This window comes from Aurantimonas sp. HBX-1, from assembly GCF_021391535.1.
Classification (GTDB): Bacteria; Pseudomonadota; Alphaproteobacteria; order Rhizobiales; family Rhizobiaceae; genus Aurantimonas.
The window spans coordinates 2,180,831-2,199,009 of sequence record NZ_CP090066.1; the positions used below are offsets into that span (position 1 = coordinate 2,180,831).

Genomic DNA, 18,179 nt, shown 5'->3' on the forward strand with positions numbered 1-18,179 from the left:
GCCTGCCACTCCCCGCCTCTTCGCAGACGCGAGCTTAGCGCGGCGGCGCGAAAGACGTGGCGCCGATTTGCGACACCGGCAAAGCCGGCGGCGACCTCGGTGGCCGGCCCGGGCGCCCGGCGGCGATCAGGCGAAGGCCCAGACGTCCTCGCCGTAGAAGCCGACGCTGTAGCCGGCGGTCTTCAGCTTGACGATCACCTTGCCGATCTCCGCCGCCGGCAGGGCGCCGATCTCGACCTTGATCATGCCGGGGCGGTAGCGGGCGATGTCGAACTGGTCGAACACCATCCAGTCGGCGCCCTCGCAATCGACCAGAAAGGCGTCGATGTGGTCGAGCCGGTTGCGGTCGAGAACGGTCTGCAGCGGCTCCGACGGCACGCTGATGTCCTTCAGGTGGTGAGCGAAGTTCGAGAAGTTCGCGTCCTCCGTGCCCCAGGCATCCTTGCCGGACATCAAGTTGGTATCGGTGACCGAGGAGCAGCCGATGAACTCGATCGGCAGCGTGCCGGCTTCCAGCGCCTCCGCCTCGAAGGTGCGAATGGAGATCGTCCCCGTCTCGCGGGTGATCGCCACCGGCTCGATGACGAAGCGCTCCGTATCCGGGTAGTTCCTGCGCAGGCGCTGCTGATTGTATGGGATCGGCTCGACCAGCACGGCGCGGGCATTGGGGATGCGGTGCAGCCAGGGCGTGACGTCGTCGAAGAGGACGCCGTCGCAGGCGCCGACATTGACCATGACGAACGGCTTACCCCGGCCGAAGCGCGCGCGGATCGCCGCCTTGGCGAGGTAGCGCGTGCCCAGCAGGGCGGGGGCGCGGTCGAGGAGGCCCGCCGGGAGCCCCAGCGAAACGGCGATGCGAGCGGCATGCGACAGACGGGACATGGCGGTTTCTCAGTTGGGCCCGCGGGCGGGCGTGGCGAGGGCAGCGGTGGAGGTCGCGAAATCCGGCTTCCAGGCCTCGAGCAGGATCATCAGGAACGGCGCGACGAAGATGAAGTAGACGCGGTCGTCCGGCAGCGGGAAGGTCACGTACTTGCCGATGAAGCAGAGCAGCAGCGCCGTCAGCATCAGGGTGCCGCCCCGGTCGGCGCCGCGGTTCCGGGCGGCGAGCAGCAGCCAGCCGAGCAGCAGCAGGGCCATGATCGCCGGCCAGTTGTTGAAGCGCAGGCCGACATTGATGCCCCGCACGATGCCGTGCAGGTAGGTGAGCACCGAGAAGGCCGGATCGAAACCGCGCATGTCGGTCTGCAGCGCGATGTTCGAGAAGTAGAAGTGCGGCCACCAGCCGGGATGCCCGGCCGCTTCGGCGATCGGCCCGTAAAGCAGCACCGCGGCGAGGAAGGCGAGCAGCATCGGCAGCCGCCCCCGGCCGAACGCCAGCGCCGCCAGCAGCAGCGCGAACAGGAAGATGATGCCGTCGGGGCGCACCAGGAACATGGCCAGCAGGAACGGCACCGACAGCCAGTAGCGGCCCTTCGCAGCGAGATAGATGCCGGGAATGCCGAACGCCGCCATCATCATGTCGGGCGTCGCCAGCATCGCCATGTCGAAATAGCCGGCAAGCAGCAGCACGGGCGCGGCGAGCAGCAGGGCCTGGGAGAAGCCGTGACGGACGGCCCAGGCCAGCAGGACGAGGCCGACGGCCAGCGTCGACAGGCTGGCGACGATGGCCGTCGCGGTCACCGGCTCGACCAACCGATCGAGATAGCGCAGCGCGAGAATATACCCGAGCTTCACCCGGTACATCGACAACTGCGAGACGAAGTGGTCGGGATTGGCGAACTGGTCGACGATGTAGGTGTTGCCGCGGGTGATCTCGTACCACTGGAAGTCGGAGATGCCGTAGCGTGTCGCCTCCCACGCCGCGGCGTGCAGGGCCTGCGGTTCCTGGTACCGGTCCTCCAGCGAGGCGGCGATGTAGGGGGCCATGTCCCAGTTGTGCTCGGGCTTGATCAGGCCGAACAGCGCCGACAGCAGCACGAAGAGCGCGAAGGTCCCTACGGCGAAACGCGAGACGACGCGGGCGGTGACGAAGGCGGCGACGCGGCGGCCGAGCTCGCGCATCGGCCCGGAATCGATCGGACGGTGGAAGTTGGTTGCGATGCTCATGCCGGGCTTCCCCGCGTCAGGTTGATTTCGGGCAGGCGTCGGGCGAGCGGCGAGGTCGCCGCCGCTCAGCCCATCTGCGACTTCACGAAGTCCTTCACGATCGACACGATGCCGCGCGACAGGAGGTCGTCCAGCGCGTCGCAGAACTGGTCGACATGCTCCTCGCCGCAGATCAGCGGCGGCTCCAGCCGGATGACGTTGCGGTTGTATTCGGTGAAGGCGACGAGGACGTCGTAGTCGCGCAGCAGCAGCGCCCCGATGAAGCCGGACAGCGAGCCCTTCAGCTTGTCGTCGAGGATCGCCACCATCGGCCGCAGCGCCAGCGGCAGGGTGCGCGAGAAGTCCTGGAACTCCAGCCCGACCATCAGGCCCTGGCCGCGCACTTCCTTGATGATCGTCGGGTATTTCTGCCGGATCGTCTCGAGGCGCTCGATGAGATAGGCGCCGACGTCGGCGGCATTGCCGATCAGGTCCTCGTCATAGAGGACGTTGAGCCCCTCGATCGCGGTGACGCAGGCCTCGCCGATGCCGCCGAAGGTCGCCTGGGCGTGGATCATCGCCGTCTTCGGCGTGCCGTAGGCCTTCATGTAGACCTCGCGGCGGGCGATCATCGCCCCGACTGCCGCCTTGCCGGCGCCGAGCGACTTGGCGAGCGCGGTGACGTCCGGCACGACGCCGTGATGCTCGAAGGCGTAGAAGCGCCCGGTGCGTCCGTAGCCGCACTGCACCTCGTCGGCCACCCACATCACCTTGTGCTTGTCGCAGAGGGCGCGCACGCCCTGCCAGTAATAGGTCGAGGCCTGGACGATGCCGCCGCCGCCCTGCACCGTCTCCAGCACCACGACGCCGATGTCGGGATCGCTCTCGACGCAGGCGGTGAGCGCCTCGAGATCGCCGAAGGGGACCTTGTAGCGGTTCTCGACCAGCTTGAACTCGCCCTGGTAGAGCGGCGAGTCGGTCAGCGACAGCACGCCCTTGGTCTTGCCGTGGAAGGAGTTCTCGGCATGGACGATCTTGCAGTTCTTCCGGCCCGAGGCGCGCTCGGCGACCTTGACCGCCGCTTCCATGGCTTCCGAGCCGGACGAGCCGAGGAACACCATATCGAGGCTGCCGGGGCTGACCGCGGCGAGGTTCTTCGCCAGCGCCGAGGCGTATTGGGACAGGAACGCGATGGCGATCTCGTGCCGTTTCTCGTCCTGGAAACGCTGGCGCGCCGCGATGATCCGGGGGTGGTTGTGGCCAAAGGCGAGCGAGCCGAAGCCGCCGAAGAAATCCAGGATCTTCCGGCCGTTCTGGTCGGTGTAGTACATGCCCTCGGCGCTCTCGACCTTCACCTTGTGAAAGCCGAGCAGCTTCATGAAGTGGAACTGGCCGGGGTTGATGTGGTCCTTGAACAGATCCGCCATCGACTGCGGGTCGAGAGCCTTGGCCTCCTCGACCGTGAGCAGGTTCGGCTTGGCCGGCCCGCGGCGCAGCGGGGCCTCGAGCGAAGGCGCGGTCACAACAGGACGGTCGAGCATGGCGGCGCTCCTCATTCGGCGGGTTGGATGGAGGCTTCGGCGTCGTCCTGCCGGCCTTCGCGCCTGGCGCGGTATTCCGTGTAGGCGGCGATCAGCATGTCCGCGTCGCGGTACTGCGGGACCCAGCCGAGCTGGCGCTCGCCCTTCGACACGTCGAGCACGCACATCTCGTCGGCGATCAGGTACTGCTCCGGGTCCATCAGCGGCATGTTGAGCCGGTCGAGCAGGTCGAGCGTGCGCTTGACCGCCCAGCCGGGCGTCGGGACGAGCAGCGACTTCGAGCCGGCATGCTTGATCAGGTCGCCCAAGAGCTTCCGGACCGGCGGCGGGTTCAGCGAGCCGAGATTGTAGGCCTCGTTCGGAACGCCGGCCTTCCAGGCGAGCCGTGCCGCCTCGGCGCAGTCGAAGACCGAGATGAACTGGTAGGGGTTCCGTCCCGAACCGATCATCGGCACCGGCAGGTTGCGGTCGACCAGCTTGAACAGCTTTTCGAGGATGCCGAGCCGGCCCGGTCCGATGATCAGGCGCGGCCGGAACAGCGAAATGTTCATGCCGCGCTCGCGCCATTCGGCGGCGAGGTGCTCGGTGTCGAGCTTCGACTGGCCGTATTCACCGAGCGGCGAGACCGGGTGCTCCTCGGTCATCGGATAGATGACAGTGTGGCCGTAGATCATGTCGGTGGTGAAGTGGACGAGGTCCTTCGCCCCCGCCGCATCCATCGCCTCGATGATGTGCTTGGTGCCGTGATAGTTCACCGGATAGAAGAAATCGTGCCGCTTGGCCCGCACCTGGATCGGCGAGAGCATCTTCGCCGAGAGGTTGTAGACCATGTCGCCCGGCTCGATTGGCACGGCGCGCACTGCCGCCGGAACGGTCACGTCGGCTTCGATGAAGCGCGAACGGCGGTAGTGCGGCAGGTCGCTGCGGTGGATGTCGGCGACGACCACTTCCTCGCCGTCGGCGATCAGCTTCTGGGCGAGGTGGCGGCCGACGAATCCGTCGCCGCCGAACAGGATATGCTTCATCGGGACACCTCGGAGGAATCGGCAGGAAGCGCGGCGACCTCGTCCTCGCCATGGATGGGCGAGCCGCCCTGGGCGATGAACACGGTGCCGACGCAGATCAGCGCGATGCCGGCGACGCGCATGGCGTTGAGGTCCTCGCGGAAGACGAAATAGGCGAACACCGCCACCGCTACGTAGGCCAGCGAAAGAAACGGATAGGCGTAGGACAGCTCGACCTTCGACAGCACGTAGAGATGCGAGGCCATCGAGACGACGAACACGCACAGGCCGAAGAACACCCACGGGCTGAAGACGATCTGCAGGATCTTGAACAGCGGGTTGACGCCGGCAAACGACAGCGGACCGAGCTGCATCATGCCGTATTTCAGCATCAGCTGCGCCGCCGCATTGGTCAGCACCGTGAAGAGAATGAACGGGAGGAACTTCATCATCGTGAAAACCTGGTTGAGGCGGGTCGTCATCCGGCTCGCCGCGACGGGGCGAAATTACCGCCTCGACCCTTTGAGAGCGTTAATAGGGCCGAATACTTGCCGCACCGGACGACCCTACGTAATGACAGGGTAAAATTTGGCTTTGTTTCTCGGCTTGAACTTTAACGTCCGCGCTTGCGGACGGCGCCAGCTGCAGCGCTGTCCGCCGCCAGAAGTCGGAACAGAAGGCCGGGTCGCGCAGTGCCTCGAGTTCGCCCCAGTGCGGGAACCCGGCCGCGAATGTCGCCGGCGACATCCGCGCATCCTTGTAGGGATTGACCGCCCCGCCCGCGGCGACGGTGATGGCGTCGAGCTCGGCGAGGAGCTTCAAAGTGGCCTCGCCGCGATGCGGGAAATCGAGGGTCAGCGTGTAGCCCTCGCGGGGAAAGCTGGTGAGGCCCGGGCTCGCCACCGCGCCGAACCGCTTGAGGACCGTCAGGAAGGACCCCTGCCCGGCCCGCTGCGCGCGCAGGATCAGTTCCCGGACCGTCTCCGGCCCGGCTTCCAGCGGCACGACGCTCTGGTGCTGGTGCAGGCCGCGCGGGCCATAAAGGCGGTTCCAGCCACCGATCCGGTCGAGCGGATAGAAGAAGCTGTCGAAGCGGACGATGCGCTGCCGGGAGCCTTTCGGGGAGCGCCGGAAATAGGCCTCGTTGAAAGCCGAAAGGCCGAGCCCCCGCAGCGGGCTGACGGGCGGCGTGAAGGGAATGGTCGCGAGCGGGCGCGCCGCGACGCCGGAGCGGTCGCCCTCGGCGGCATGGTCGCCGGCGATCAGGTGGCCCCGGCCGAGAGACCGCCCGCCGACGAGGGAGTCGATCCAGGCGACGGCATATTCGTGCCGGAGGTCCGCGGCCTCGGCGAGCTCGAAATACGCATCGAGGCAGTCGAAGCGCGTGGTCGTCTCGTCGATCGACAGGGACGGCACCTTGAGCAGGCGGATCGTCGCCTCCCGGATGAGCCCGGTCAGGCCCATGCCGGATATCGTCGCCGCGAAGAGCTGGGGCTCCGCCTGCCGGCTGCAGGTGAGGAGGCCCTGGTCGGAGCGCTCCAGTTCGATGCTCTCGACCCAGTTGCCGAAGCTGCCGCGCCGATGATGGTTCTTGCCGTGGATATCGTTGGCGATGGCCCCGCCCAACGTTACGAACTGGGTGCCGGGGGTGACCGGCAGGAACCATCCGGACGGGGCGACATGGCGGGTGATCGCCGAGAGCAGGATGCCGGCGTCCGCCGTCAGCGTGCCGGCGACGGGATCGAAGTCGTGGATCCGGGACAGGGCCCGGCTGTCGATGAGCGTCCCCGCATCGTTGTGGCAGGAATCGCCGTAGGAGCGGCCGTTGCCGTAGGGGAGCAGGCTGCCGTCGGCGCTGTGCGACAGCGCACCGACCGCGGCGACGGGGACCGCGTTGCGGCGGGTGGGCCGGAGCCGGCCCCAGCTCGGATAGGTCGCTTCAGACATAGGCGCCGAGCAGGAACAGGGTGGCGCCGAGGCCGATCATCATCTGGCTGCGCCAGTCCTGCATGATGAACACCACCGGGTCCTCGTGCATCTCGTTGCGCCGGGCGAGGATCCAGATCCGCACGATGATGTAGAGGACCAGCGGGCAGAGCGGCCAGACGAGATAGGGCACGGCGAAATGCTCGCGGATCGCGGGGCTGTCGATGTAGAGCGCAAGCACGAGGACCGCGGCGAAGCCGGATGCCATGCCGGCCTGCGACAGCGTCTCGAGGTCCGCATCGACATAGCCGCGCCCGGTCTTCGAGCGATGTGCGCCGACCCCGAAATCCTGCAGCTCGGTGAAGCGCTTCACCAGCGCCAGCGACAGGAAGAAGAAGATGGCGAAGGCCAGCAGCCAGAACGACGAGGCGGCGCCCGCGGCCTCCGAGCCGGCGATGATCCGCGTCGTGTAGAGCCCCGCCAGCGTCAGGACGTCGATCAGCAGCATGCGCTTGAGGAAGAACGAGTACGCCGTCGTGGTGAGCATGTAGGCCGCCAGCACGACGGCGAACTCGATCGGCAGGACCGTCGCGATGCCGACCGATAGCGCCAGCAGGCCGAGCGCCAGCTTGAGCGCCGTCGGGATGGCCAGGGCGCCGCTCGCCAGCGGCCGGCCACGCTTGGTCTTGTGGCGGCGGTCGGCGGTCAGGTCGAGCAGGTCGTTGAAGATGTAGACGGCGGAAGCGGCGGCTGAGAAGCTGACGAAGGCCAGGAGCCCGGCGAGCAGCATCTCGAGGTTGAAGAACTCGTGGGTCAGCGCGATCGGCACGAAGATCAGGACGTTCTTCAGCCATTGATGCGGCCGCATCGCCCTGATCGCCGCCCTCCCGGCGCCGGCATCGGCATCAATCCGCGCCGAGCCGGTCCGCGCCTGCCAGCGATGCGCCGTCTTGTCGGGCGCCACGACCGTCGCCGTCGCGGCCTTCTCGAGAAGGCAGATGTCCTCGTGGGAATTGCCGACATAGTCGAATTCCTGATCGCCGTGCTCGGCGAGGATCCGGTCGAGCTTGCGCTGCGACGTCAGATTGACCGCGTCCGAGGACGCCATCACCGCATCGAACAGGCCGAGATGCTCGGCGACGGCGTGCGCCAGCCTCTCGTTCGCGCCGGTGGCAAGGATGATCGTGCGGCCCTCGGCCTTCTCGCGGCGGAGCAGTTCGATGACTTCGGGCCGGTAGGGCAGCAGCGCGGCGTCGAACTCGCACCCGTCCGCAAGTTCCGCCTTCAGCCGGGCCTTGCCCGCGGACAGCCAGCCCGGGACCCGCCAGAGCACGGCCGGGTTCTGGCGCGCCACGAGGAACAGCGTCTCCCACAAGAGGTCGCTGCGGATCAGCGTGCCGTCGAGGTCGACGAAAATCGGTCGGTCGGTCTGCGGCGCCCTGGCGTCCACGGCATGCCTCCTGTCGCACCCTGCATCGGATCGCGTGAAGTCCATCCCCCGTTGTGAACCGAAGCGGGTTTCGACCGGGTGAATTCTGCCCGTCCCGGCGGTGGCTCCGGAAGGTGAAGCTGCAAAGGGAGTCAACAAATCGCCAATTCGGAGAGCCGCTTTTGATGGAAAGGCGGCAGCGCGGCGGGGCGCCGGCGGACGGCCGTCCGGGCCGCGGCAGCGGCCATTACGCCCAAGTCGCGGATTTCGCCAATTCCGCCCTTCCGGATCGGCTCGCTCTTCCCTATAAGGCGGCCTCAGCCTCTCAGGAACGACCTGCCGCCGGCCGCGCTTTGCGCGGGATCCGGGTTTTCGGCACGCAACAACAGCGGATTTAGCCCTCCCATGCCGAAACGCACCGACCTCAAGACGATCCTCATCATCGGTGCGGGCCCGATCATCATCGGCCAGGCGTGCGAGTTCGACTATTCGGGAACGCAGGCCTGCAAGGCGCTGAAGGAAGAGGGCTACCGGATCGTCCTGGTCAACTCCAACCCGGCGACGATCATGACCGATCCCGATCTTGCCGACGCCACCTATATCGAGCCGATCACGCCGGAGATCGTCGCCAAGATCATCGCCAAGGAGCGGCCCGACGCGATCCTGCCGACCATGGGCGGTCAGACGGCGCTGAACACCGCGCTGTCGCTGCGCCGCATGGGCGTCCTGGAGAAATACGGGGTGGAGATGATCGGCGCCGACGCCGACGCCATCGACAAGGCCGAGGACCGCGCCCTGTTCCGCGAGGCGATGGCCAAGATCGGGCTGGCGACGCCGAAGTCGATGCTGGCCAATGCCACCGAGGCCAAGGCCGCCGACCGGCGCGTCCACGACGAGCGCAAGGCGGAGATCATCGCCGAGACCGCCGACGACGCGGAACGCGAGTCCCGGCTTGCCGCGCTCGAGCACGACTGGCTGATGGGCGAGCCCGACCGCAAGCAGCGCTACATGTCGCGCGCCCTAGGCTCGGCCGCGGAAGCGCTGGACGAGGTCGGCCTGCCGGCGATCATCCGGCCATCCTTCACGCTCGGCGGCACCGGCGGCGGCATCGCCTACAACCGCTCGGAGTTCTTCGAGATCGTCGAAACCGGGCTCGACGCCTCCCCCACCACGGAAGTGCTGATCGAGGAGAGCGTGCTCGGCTGGAAGGAGTACGAGATGGAGGTGGTCCGCGACAAGGCGGACAACTGCATCATCGTCTGCTCGATCGAGAACGTCGATCCGATGGGCGTCCACACCGGCGATTCGATCACCGTCGCGCCGGCGCTGACGCTGACCGACAAGGAATACCAGATCATGCGCAACGCCTCGATCGCGGTGCTGCGCGAGATCGGCGTGGAGACCGGTGGTTCGAACGTGCAGTTCGCGGTCAACCCCGAGGACGGCCGGCTGGTCGTCATCGAGATGAACCCGCGCGTGTCGCGCTCCTCGGCGCTGGCGTCGAAGGCGACGGGCTTCCCGATCGCCCGCGTCGCTGCCAAGCTTGCCGTCGGCTACACGCTGGACGAACTCGACAACGACATCACCGGCGGCGCGACGCCCGCCTCGTTCGAGCCGTCGATCGACTACGTCGTCACCAAGATTCCGCGCTTTGCCTTCGAGAAGTTCCCGGGCGCGGAGCCGATCCTGACCACCGCGATGAAGTCGGTCGGCGAGGTCATGGCGATCGGCCGGACCTTCGAGGAATCGCTCCAGAAGGCGCTGCGGGGCCTGGAGACCGGCCTCGACGGGCTCGACGAGATCGAGATCCCGGGCATCGGCGAAGGCGACGACAAGAACGCCATCCGTGCCGCGCTCGGCACCCCGACGCCGGACCGGCTGCTGATGGTCGCCCAGGCCCTGCGCATGGGCACCAGCCCGGAGCAGGTGCACCAGTCCTGCAAGATCGACCCGTGGTTCATCGCCCGCATCAAGGCGATCATCGACCTCGAGGAACGCGTCCGCGAGCACGGCCTGCCCGAGGACCCCGACAATCTGCGCTTCCTGAAGTCCGCCGGCTTCTCCGACGCGCGGCTGGCCAAGCTTGCCGGCACCGACGAAGCCTCGGTTTCGGCGCTGCGCGAGCGGCTCGACATCCACCCCGTCTACAAGCGGATCGACACCTGCGCCGCCGAGTTCGCCTCGCCGACGCCCTACATGTATTCGACCTACGAACGGCCATTCGCCGGCGCGCTGCGCTCGGAAGCCGAGGTGAGCAGCGCCAGGAAGGTCGTCATTCTCGGCGGCGGCCCGAACCGGATCGGCCAGGGCATCGAATTCGACTATTGCTGCTGCCACGCCGCCTTCGCGCTCAACGACGCCGGCTACGAGGCGATCATGATCAACTGCAACCCGGAGACCGTCTCCACCGACTACGACACGTCGGACCGGCTGTATTTCGAGCCGCTGACAGCCGAGGACGTGCTGGAGATCCTGCGCGTCGAGCAGACCGCGGGCACGCTGGTCGGCGTCATCGTGCAGTTCGGCGGCCAGACGCCGCTGAAGCTCGCCGAAGCGCTGGAGCGCGCCGGGATCCCGATCCTCGGCACCTCGCCGGACGCGATCGACCTGGCGGAAGACCGCGACCGCTTCCAGCGGCTGCTCAACGAGCTGGGCCTTCGCCAGCCGAACAACGGCATTGCCCGCTCGGTCGAGGAAGCGCGCGAGATCGTCGAGCGGATCGGCTATCCGGTCGTCATCCGCCCCTCCTATGTGCTCGGCGGCCGGGCGATGGAGATCGTCCGCAACGAGGCGCAGTTCGAGCGCTACATGCACACGGCCGTCGTCGTCTCGGGCAAATCGCCGGTGCTGATCGACTCCTACCTGTCGGACGCGATCGAGGTCGACGTCGACTGCCTCAGCGACGGCCAGGATACCTATGTCGCCGGCATCATGGAGCATATCGAGGAAGCCGGCATCCATTCGGGCGACTCGGCCTGCTCGCTGCCTGTGCATTCGCTGTCGCGGGCGATCACCGACGAGCTGTCGCGGCAGACGCGCGACATGGCGCTGGCGCTCAAGGTCGGCGGGCTGATGAACGTCCAGTTCGCCATCAAGGGCGAGGACATCTACGTGCTCGAGGTCAATCCCCGCGCCTCGCGCACGGTGCCCTTCGTCGCCAAGACGATCGGTTCGCCGATCGCCAAGGTGGCGGCGCGGATCATGGCCGGCGAGACCCTCGACGCGGCCTTCGCGGCCTATGGCGGCGCGCCGGATCCGCACGGGCTGAAGCATATCGCGGTCAAGGAAGCGGTCTTCCCCTTCGCCCGCTTCCCCAATGTCGACACGCTGCTCGGACCCGAGATGCGCTCGACGGGCGAAGTGATGGGCCTCGACTACGACTACACGCTGGCCTTCGCCAAGGCGCAGCTGGGTGCCGGCGTCGAGTTGCCGCGCGACGGGACCGTCTTCGTCTCGGTCCGCGACAGCGACAAGGACCGGGTGCTGGCGCCCGTCCGGCTGCTGCATTCGCTCGGCTTCCGGATCATCGCGACGGGCGGCACACAGCGCTTTCTGGTCGAAAGCGGCGTTCCCGCCGAGAAGATCAACAAGGTGCTCGAGGGCCGGCCGCATATCGAGGACGCGATCCGCAACCGGCGCGTGCAGCTGGTGCTGAACACGACCGAAGGCGCCAAGGCGCTTTCGGATTCGCGCTCGCTGCGCCGTGCTGCGCTCATCCACAAGGTGCCCTACTACACAACGCTGTCGGGCATGATTGCGGCCGCCGAGGCGATCGCGGCGCTTCGCGAGGGCAATCTTGAAGTTCGCCCGCTGCAGTCGTATTTTGTCGCTGTCTGATTGAAACCACGCCGCTCGGACGGGCGAATCGGACGTCTTCGTAGTCCGCTGTCACGCTGGTTCCGCACGGATCGTCCCGTTCGGGACCGGTTTGTTATTGTGCTCCGGCCATGCCGGCAATGAACGATGAGACGACCGGTCCGCCGGTCGTCGGAAAGGTGGAGGCGATGGATAAGGTCCCGATGACCAGTGCCGGCTTCGAGTCGCTCAAGGAAGAGCTTCGTCGGCGTCAGCAGGAGGAGCGCCCGCGGATCATCGCGGCGATCTCCGAGGCGCGCGCTCACGGCGATCTTTCGGAGAACGCCGAGTATCACGCCGCCAAGGAATCGCAGAGCCTGAACGAAGGCCGCATCTCCGAGCTGGAGGACCTGACGGCCCGCGCCGAGGTCATCGACGTCGCCAAGATGTCGGGCGACCGGGTCAAGTTCGGCGCGATCGTCAAGCTGGTCGACGAGGACACCGAGGAAGAGAAGACCTATCAGATCGTCGGCGACCAGGAAGCGGACGTGAAGAACGGCCGCATCTCCATCTCGTCCCCGATCGCGCGGGCGCTGATCGGCAAGGGCGAAGGCGACACGGTCGAGGTGACGGCACCGGGCGGTGCGCGTTCCTACGAGATCCTCGAACTGCGCTGGGGCTGAACGCCACCCATCCTGCGACCTCGCTCAGCCGGCGAGGTCGCAGGCAGCGGAGCCGCCCGACTCGCCGGTTCCCCTCGGGACACTGCCGACCTCTGATGGCCAGGCGCGCGGAAGGGCAGCGCGGCATGGCCAGTGGCAGCCATCGAAGTTGCCGGCGCGATCCCGGATGACCATTCCCCCACCCAACGCCGCGCAAGAGCCCGCCATGACCATCCGCGACGTCGAGGTCATCGCGCCGAACTTCAAGCGCCGCCTGTCCGGCGTGACCTCGACGATCATCCAGCTTCTGCCACTGCAGGCCCGCGATATCGGCATCGCGACGATGGGCCCGGACGTGCTGCCGGCCGCGGTGCCGCGGCTCGGCTACGGTGGCCTGCTCAGCCTGTGGCAGCGGCCGAAACGGCATCGCCGCCGGATCTGGCACGCCCGACGCAATACCGAGATGCTCACCGGCCTGGTGCTCCGCGACCTCCTGCGGATGAAACTGCGGCTGGTCTTCACCTCCGCGGCGCAGCGCCGCCATACCGCGTATACTCGGTTCCTGATCCGGCGGATGGACGCGGTCATCGCCACCAGCGGCCGCAGCGCGGCCTATCTCGACGTGCCCGCCACGGTCATCCTCCACGGCATCGATCTCGACCGGTTCGGCCCCGACGGCGCGCTGCCGTCCGGGCCCGGGGCGGACGGACTGGAGGGCCGCCGTGTTATCGGCTGCTCCGGCCGTATCCGGCATCAGAAGGGGACGGATCTCTTCGTAGCCGCGATGATCGCGCTGCTGCCGTCGCGGCCGGAATGGACGGCCGTGATAACCGGCCGCACGACGGCCGAGCACGCCGGCTTCGAGGCGGGGCTGCGCGCGGCGATCGAGACGGCGGGCCTGTCGGAGCGTATCCGGTTTCTCGGCGAGGTCGAGGACGTCGTCCCCTGGTTCCGCCGCTTCGATCTCTACGTGGCGCCGCCCCGCAACGAAGGCTTCGGCCTGACGCCGCTGGAGGCGATGGCGAGCGGCACCCCGGTGGTGGCAAGCGATGCCGGCGCCTTCGCCGAGATGATCGTGGAGGGCGTCACCGGCCGGGTCGTCCCGGTCGGCGATGCCGAGGCACTTGCTGCGGCAATCGCCCCCTATCTCGACGACGATGCGCTTCGCCGGCGCGCCGGTGAGGCTGCGCTTGCTCATGTCAGGACGGCATTTCCGCTAGCGCGCGAGGCCTCGCAGATCGCCGGCGTCTACCGCTCGGTATGGGCGCTGGACGACCGCGGCTGAGGCTCCGGTACGGCGGCCGTCGCCTGGCGGAACTCGTCGAAGTCGATCAGCGGGCGCCGCAGCACCATCGGCCCCAGCCGGCCGAGCTGATAGCGGATGAGGCTAAGCTGCCCGGCGACGCGCCTTGCCCGATACATCATCGTGCCGGGGCGCAACGACAGCCGCTGCCGCGGCTGGTGGATCTGCGTGACGGTGCGGATGCCGGGATCGATCCCCTCTTCCGCCAGAATATGCGCCTGGATCGCCAGCGCCGGCTCGGCCTGCGCGATCCGCAACCGGCCGTGGCGGTACATGAAAGCGTCCGCCGGGGCAGCATCGGTGCCGAGGGCGTCGAGAAGTTTCCGCGCTCCCGCAGGGCTCAGATAGTAGGCTCCCGCCCCCGCCTTGTCTCGCGCCACGGCCGAGATGCGTGGCAGTGTCTCCCCGTCGGCGGGCGACCGCCGGAAATACTTCCGCCGCCCGAACCATTCGAGGTTCACGAGGTCCCATTCGACCGGTGGCGAACGCAGGAAATCGCCGAACCGCGGAGACAGGACGGCATCGTCCTCGAGGATCACGACGCCGGCGCTGCTTTCCGCCGCGCGCCTCCACAGCTGCGCGTGAGACAGGAGCACAGCAAGTTCGATCCGGGTGATCGGGCGCTCCCACTGCCGGGACATGACGGCGAAATCGGCGTCATCGACGTCCTTGGCCTCAGTCGCCCGCACCCGAACGAGTGTCACCCCAAGCCGCGGTGCCTGCCGCTCCATGAAGTTGCGCCGTTCGAGCGCGCGGTCGAGATTGATGAAGAAGACGGGAAGAACCGTTTCGGCCATTCCGGAACACTCGCGTCTCAGTCCATCCAGACGGACGGGAACAGCAGGATGAGAACCGTCACCAGTTCGAGGCGGCCGAGCAGCATCACGGCGGAAAGGATCCATAACGCAGCGTCGGGAAGGCTGGCGAAATTGCCGGCCGGACCGATGATCTGGCCGAATCCGGGTCCGACATTCGAAATCGCCGTGAGGCTGCCGGAAAACGACGTGATCAGGTCCAGTCCGATCATCGTCAGCAGGACCGTGCCCATCAGGAGCGTGCCGAAATACAGGAAGAAGAAGATCGTCACGGTCTGGATCGTCTGGGCCGAGATGTCGTCATTGCCGTATTTCAGACGGATCACGGAGTGCGGACGCACCAGGCGGCGGAAGCTGGCGCGCACGACCAGATAGAGGATCACCAGCCGGTTGGCCTTGATTCCGCCGGCCGTCGATCCGGCGCAGCCGCCGAGGAAGGTCGCCAGGAAGAAGATGCCGATCGCCGCATTCGACCACAGCGTATAGTCGTCCGAGGCATAGCCGGTGGTGGTGATCACCGAGACGAGGTTGAAGGCCGAGGTGATCAGCGCCTCGCCGAACGGTGTCTCGTTGATGACGCGCCGGCTCACCGCGATCGCGAAGCTGAGGACGAGGCAGGTCACCAGGAACACGAGGATCTGCGGATCGCGCCACAGCTGGAAGCGCCGCGGCAGGAACGCCTTGATGTAGATGACGAAGGGCAGCGACCCCAGGATCATGAAGATCGTCGAGGCGACCAGGATGCGGTTGTCCTCGAAGAAGCCCATCGAGGCGTCGTGGGTGGAGTAGCCGCCGGTCGAAAGCGTCGTCATCGCGTGGTTGATCGCGTCGAAGAAGCTCATCCCCAGCGAAGTGTAGGCGGCCGCGCACAGCATCGTCAGCGTGACATAGGCGGCGATCAGTCCCCCCGTCAGCTGGTTCACCCGCGGCAGAACCTTGTCGGACTTGTCGGAGCTTTCCATGTGGAACAGCGCCAGGCCGCCGGCCTGCAGCGAGGGCAGGATCAGCAGCACCATGCCGATGATACCGATGCCGCCCAGCCATTGCAGCAGCGAGCGCCACAGCAGGATGCCGGGGGGCAACGCGTCGAGGCCCGAGATCACCGTCGATCCGGTGGTTGTCAGGCCGGACATCGCTTCGAAATATGCGCCGGCATAGGTGACGTTGACCGACGAGAAGTAGATCGGCAGGGAGCCGATGAGCGAAGCGAACAGCCAGACCGTGGTGACCAGAAGGAAGCCGAGGCGCGGCGTGAACTTCGGCCGTTCGCCGCGCGTCGCCACGGCGATCAGCACGCAGACCATGCCGACCATGAAGCCGGAGCCGACGAACACCCGCCAGTCGTCGTTGCTGTCGGCGAGATCGACGAGAGCCGGCAGCAGCATCGCGGCGGCAAGGCCAAGCCCGAAGATCGAGGTGACGTGGGCGATAGTCCTGAGGATGGATCGCTCCCGCAGCGTGTCGTGGCGCCCCCGTTTGCCGGCGCGATCGGCGCTCTTCTAGCGTCTCGTCCGGCCGCCGGCAATCGCCGCCCGTCGCCGCTTCGCAAGCGCCTCATGCCCGCCCTTCGTGTTGCAGGCCCGCACCCCCTCGTCTATTGAACGGTCGTGTTTGCGAGGCCATCTGCCAGAGGCCATTCGAGCGAGGCCATCATGACCGAACGCCATGCGGAAGTACTGATCCTGGGCTCTGGCCCCGCCGGCTACACAGCCGCGATCTATGCGGCTCGCGCCATGATGAAGCCGCTGCTCGTCGCCGGGCTGCAGGAGGGCGGCCAGCTGACGATCACCACCGACGTCGAGAACTATCCGGGCTTCGCCGATCCGATCCAGGGGCCCTGGCTGATGGAGCAGATGAAGGCGCAGGCGCTGCATGTCGGCGCGGAGATCGCGAGCGACCTGATCGTCTCTGCCGATCTTCAGACCCGGCCGTTCCGGCTGGTGGGTGATTCCGGCACGGTCTACACCTGCGACTCGCTGATCATCGCGACGGGCGCACAGGCCAAGTGGCTGGGCCTCGCCAGCGAGAACACCTTCCAGGGCTTCGGCGTATCGGCCTGCGCGACCTGCGACGGCTTCTTCTACCGCGGCAAGGACGTCGTCGTCGTCGGTGGCGGCAATACCGCTGTCGAGGAAGCGCTCTATCTCTCGAACATCGCCGGTAAGGTCACGGTGGTGCATCGCCGCGACACGTTCCGCGCCGAACGCATCCTGCAGAACCGGCTGTTCGCGACGCCCAATATCGAGGTGATCTGGAACACCGCGGTCGAGGAAATCGTCGGCCCGACCGAGCCGATGAAGTCGGTCGAAGGCGTGCGGCTGCGCAACGTCGTCTCCGGCGAGATCGTCGAGCGCAAGACCGATGGCGTGTTCGTCGCGATCGGCCATGCGCCGGCGGTGGAACTCTTCGTCGGCCAGCTGAAGCAGAAGCCGTCCGGCTATCTCTGGGTTGAGCCGGGCACGACGCAGACCTCGGTGCCGGGCGTCTTCGCCGCGGGCGACGTCGCGGACGACGTCTACCGGCAGGCCGTCACGGCGGCCGGCCTCGGCTGCATGGCAGCCCTGGAGGCGGAAAAGTGGCTGGCGGCCCGCGCCACCGACGAGTCGCGCGTCGCCGCCGAGTAATACCCGCCGGGGGCTTTTCGCCTTCTTCCAGGCCATTCGAGGAAACAACCCATGGCGCTCGACTGGGACAAGCTGCGGATCTTCCATGCTGCGGCGGAAGCAGGCTCGTTCACCCACGCGGCCGACGCGCTTAATTTGAGCCAGTCGGCGATCAGCCGGCAGGTCGCCGCGCTCGAGAACGAGATCGGCGTGCCGCTGTTCCACCGGCATGCTCGCGGCCTGGTGCTCTCCGAGCAGGGCGAACTGCTCTTCCAGACGGCCAACGACGTGCTGAAGCGGCTGGAGGCAGTGCGCGTCCAGCTGACCGAGACACGCGAGAAGCCGACCGGCAAGCTGCGCGTCACCACGACGGTCGGTCTCGGCTCGGGCTGGCTGACGGAGCGGTCGAAGGAGTTTCTCGAGCTCTATCCGGAGCTGGAACTGCAGCTGGTCTTCGACAATGAGGAGATCGACCTGACCATGCGCAAGGCGGATGCGGCGATCCGCCTGCGCCAGCCGCAGCAGCCGGATCTCATCCAGCGGCGGCTGTTCACGGTGCACCTGCACGTCTACGCCGCCCCCTCCTATCTCGCCCGCTTCGGGACGCCGGAGACGATCGAGGATCTCGACCATCACCGGATCATCACCTTCGGCGAACCGGCACCGAACTACCTCCGCAACCTCAACACGCTGGAGACGGTCGGCCTGCCGGAAGGCAAGTCGCGAAGCCCGATCCTGCAGATCAACAATCTCATGGCGATCCGCTCCGCGATCGAAAGCGGCATCGGCCTCGCCCTCCTGCCCGACTACATGGTCGACAAGCGCGCCAAGCTGGTCCAGGTCCTGCCGGAGATGGAGATGCCGACCTTCGACACCTATCTCTGCTACCCCGAGCAGATGCGCAGTGCCGCCAAGCTCAAGGTGTTCCGGGATTTCCTGATCTCCAAGGCGCGTACCTGGGCGTTCTGACGGGTGGGTAACGGGCCGGTCGATGAGGCTCGCGGAAAGAGCGT

General features: G+C 67.1%; 14 protein-coding genes. 5 read left to right on the forward strand and 9 right to left on the reverse strand.

The genetic code is table 11. The features are described from left to right. Nucleotides 1-126: 126 nt before the first annotated feature. The 7 genes from LXB15_RS10390 to LXB15_RS10420 all read right to left on the reverse strand — a co-directional run bounded on the left by LXB15_RS10390 (nt 127) and on the right by LXB15_RS10420 (nt 8,009). Entirely contained in the window at nt 127-882 is a 756-nt protein-coding gene (locus LXB15_RS10390; protein ID WP_233952996.1) for an FkbM family methyltransferase, read from the reverse strand. A gap of 9 nt (nt 883-891) precedes the next feature. Then, nucleotides 892-2,109 carry a hypothetical protein gene (locus LXB15_RS10395; RefSeq protein WP_233952997.1) on the reverse strand — a complete coding sequence of 406 codons (1,218 nt, stop codon included), beginning with the start codon at nt 2,107-2,109 and terminating at the stop codon, nt 892-894. A 65-nt stretch (nt 2,110-2,174) separates the two neighbouring features. After that, the gene (locus tag LXB15_RS10400; RefSeq protein ID WP_233952998.1) at nt 2,175-3,629 is read right to left on the reverse strand and encodes an aspartate aminotransferase family protein; all 1,455 of its coding nucleotides are present in this window, start codon (nt 3,627-3,629) and stop codon (nt 2,175-2,177) included. Between the two features lie 11 nt (nt 3,630-3,640). Continuing rightward, the gene (locus tag LXB15_RS10405; RefSeq protein WP_233952999.1) at nt 3,641-4,654 is read right to left on the reverse strand and encodes an NAD(P)-dependent oxidoreductase; all 1,014 of its coding nucleotides are present in this window, start codon (nt 4,652-4,654) and stop codon (nt 3,641-3,643) included. Further along, nucleotides 4,651-5,082: an EamA family transporter gene (locus LXB15_RS10410; RefSeq protein ID WP_233953127.1), complete on the reverse strand. Its 432-nt coding sequence runs from the start codon at nt 5,080-5,082 to the stop codon at nt 4,651-4,653. Before LXB15_RS10410 ends, LXB15_RS10405 begins: the two co-directional genes overlap by 4 nt. Before the next feature lie 82 nt (nt 5,083-5,164). Further along, entirely contained in the window at nt 5,165-6,580 is a 1,416-nt protein-coding gene (locus LXB15_RS10415) for an FAD-binding oxidoreductase (RefSeq protein ID WP_233953000.1), read from the reverse strand. After that, nucleotides 6,573-8,009, reverse strand: coding sequence for a UbiA family prenyltransferase (locus tag LXB15_RS10420; RefSeq protein ID WP_233953001.1), 1,437 nt, complete (start codon nt 8,007-8,009; stop codon nt 6,573-6,575). Before LXB15_RS10420 ends, LXB15_RS10415 begins: the two co-directional genes overlap by 8 nt. Nucleotides 8,010-8,393: 384 nt before the next feature. Here LXB15_RS10420 and carB point away from each other — a divergent pair, with 384 nt between their 5' ends. The 3 genes from carB (at nt 8,394) to LXB15_RS10435 (ending at nt 13,730) form a co-directional block, all read left to right on the forward strand. After that, nucleotides 8,394-11,825: a carbamoyl-phosphate synthase large subunit gene (carB, locus tag LXB15_RS10425; RefSeq protein WP_233953002.1), complete on the forward strand. Its 3,432-nt coding sequence runs from the start codon at nt 8,394-8,396 to the stop codon at nt 11,823-11,825. A 167-nt stretch (nt 11,826-11,992) separates the two neighbouring features. Beyond that, nucleotides 11,993-12,466, forward strand: coding sequence for a transcription elongation factor GreA (greA, locus tag LXB15_RS10430; RefSeq protein WP_163043778.1), 474 nt, complete (start codon nt 11,993-11,995; stop codon nt 12,464-12,466). Nucleotides 12,467-12,671: 205 nt separating this feature from the next. Next, a complete protein-coding gene (locus LXB15_RS10435; RefSeq protein WP_370640203.1) occupies nt 12,672-13,730 on the forward strand; it encodes a glycosyltransferase family 4 protein in 1,059 nt (352 codons plus the stop codon). On the opposite strand, the gene LXB15_RS10440 is transcribed toward LXB15_RS10435, so the two are convergent. After that, on the reverse strand, nt 13,694-14,650 hold the full coding sequence (locus LXB15_RS10440; RefSeq protein ID WP_233953004.1) for a glycosyltransferase family 25 protein: 957 nt from the start codon (nt 14,648-14,650) through the stop codon (nt 13,694-13,696). The genes LXB15_RS10435 and LXB15_RS10440 overlap by 37 nt on opposite strands. After that, entirely contained in the window at nt 14,563-15,948 is a 1,386-nt protein-coding gene (locus tag LXB15_RS10445; RefSeq protein ID WP_233953005.1) for a TrkH family potassium uptake protein, read from the reverse strand. The genes LXB15_RS10440 and LXB15_RS10445 overlap by 88 nt, the downstream gene beginning before the upstream one ends. 267 nt (nt 15,949-16,215) lie before the next feature. Here LXB15_RS10445 and trxB point away from each other — a divergent pair, with 267 nt between their 5' ends. Continuing rightward, a complete protein-coding gene (gene trxB, locus LXB15_RS10450; protein ID WP_233953006.1) occupies nt 16,216-17,187 on the forward strand; it encodes a thioredoxin-disulfide reductase in 972 nt (323 codons plus the stop codon). A 51-nt stretch (nt 17,188-17,238) separates the two neighbouring features. Beyond that, on the forward strand, nt 17,239-18,135 hold the full coding sequence (locus tag LXB15_RS10455) for a LysR family transcriptional regulator (RefSeq protein ID WP_163043641.1): 897 nt from the start codon (nt 17,239-17,241) through the stop codon (nt 18,133-18,135). Nucleotides 18,136-18,179 lie beyond the last annotated feature (44 nt).

Excerpts from the sequence above, each read along its gene's own strand:
- LXB15_RS10390 (WP_233952996.1), bottom strand. The coding sequence starts at position 882 with ATGTCCCGTCTGTCGCATGCCGCTCGCATCGCCGTTTCGCTGGGGCTC.
- LXB15_RS10395 (WP_233952997.1), bottom strand. The coding sequence starts at position 2,109 with ATGAGCATCGCAACCAACTTCCACCGTCCGATCGATTCCGGGCCGATG.
- LXB15_RS10400 (WP_233952998.1), bottom strand. The coding sequence starts at position 3,629 with ATGCTCGACCGTCCTGTTGTGACCGCGCCTTCGCTCGAGGCCCCGCTG.
- LXB15_RS10405 (WP_233952999.1), bottom strand. The coding sequence starts at position 4,654 with ATGAAGCATATCCTGTTCGGCGGCGACGGATTCGTCGGCCGCCACCTC.
- LXB15_RS10410 (WP_233953127.1), bottom strand. The coding sequence starts at position 5,082 with ATGAAGTTCCTCCCGTTCATTCTCTTCACGGTGCTGACCAATGCGGCG.
- LXB15_RS10415 (WP_233953000.1), bottom strand. The coding sequence starts at position 6,580 with ATGTCTGAAGCGACCTATCCGAGCTGGGGCCGGCTCCGGCCCACCCGC.
- carB (WP_233953002.1), top strand. The coding sequence starts at position 8,394 with ATGCCGAAACGCACCGACCTCAAGACGATCCTCATCATCGGTGCGGGC.
- greA (WP_163043778.1), top strand. The coding sequence starts at position 11,993 with ATGGATAAGGTCCCGATGACCAGTGCCGGCTTCGAGTCGCTCAAGGAA.
- LXB15_RS10435 (WP_370640203.1), top strand. The coding sequence starts at position 12,672 with ATGACCATCCGCGACGTCGAGGTCATCGCGCCGAACTTCAAGCGCCGC.
- LXB15_RS10440 (WP_233953004.1), bottom strand. The coding sequence starts at position 14,650 with ATGGATCCTTTCCGCCGTGATGCTGCTCGGCCGCCTCGAACTGGTGAC.
- LXB15_RS10445 (WP_233953005.1), bottom strand. The coding sequence starts at position 15,948 with ATGCTGCTGCCGGCTCTCGTCGATCTCGCCGACAGCAACGACGACTGG.
- trxB (WP_233953006.1), top strand. The coding sequence starts at position 16,216 with ATGACCGAACGCCATGCGGAAGTACTGATCCTGGGCTCTGGCCCCGCC.
- LXB15_RS10455 (WP_163043641.1), top strand. The coding sequence starts at position 17,239 with ATGGCGCTCGACTGGGACAAGCTGCGGATCTTCCATGCTGCGGCGGAA.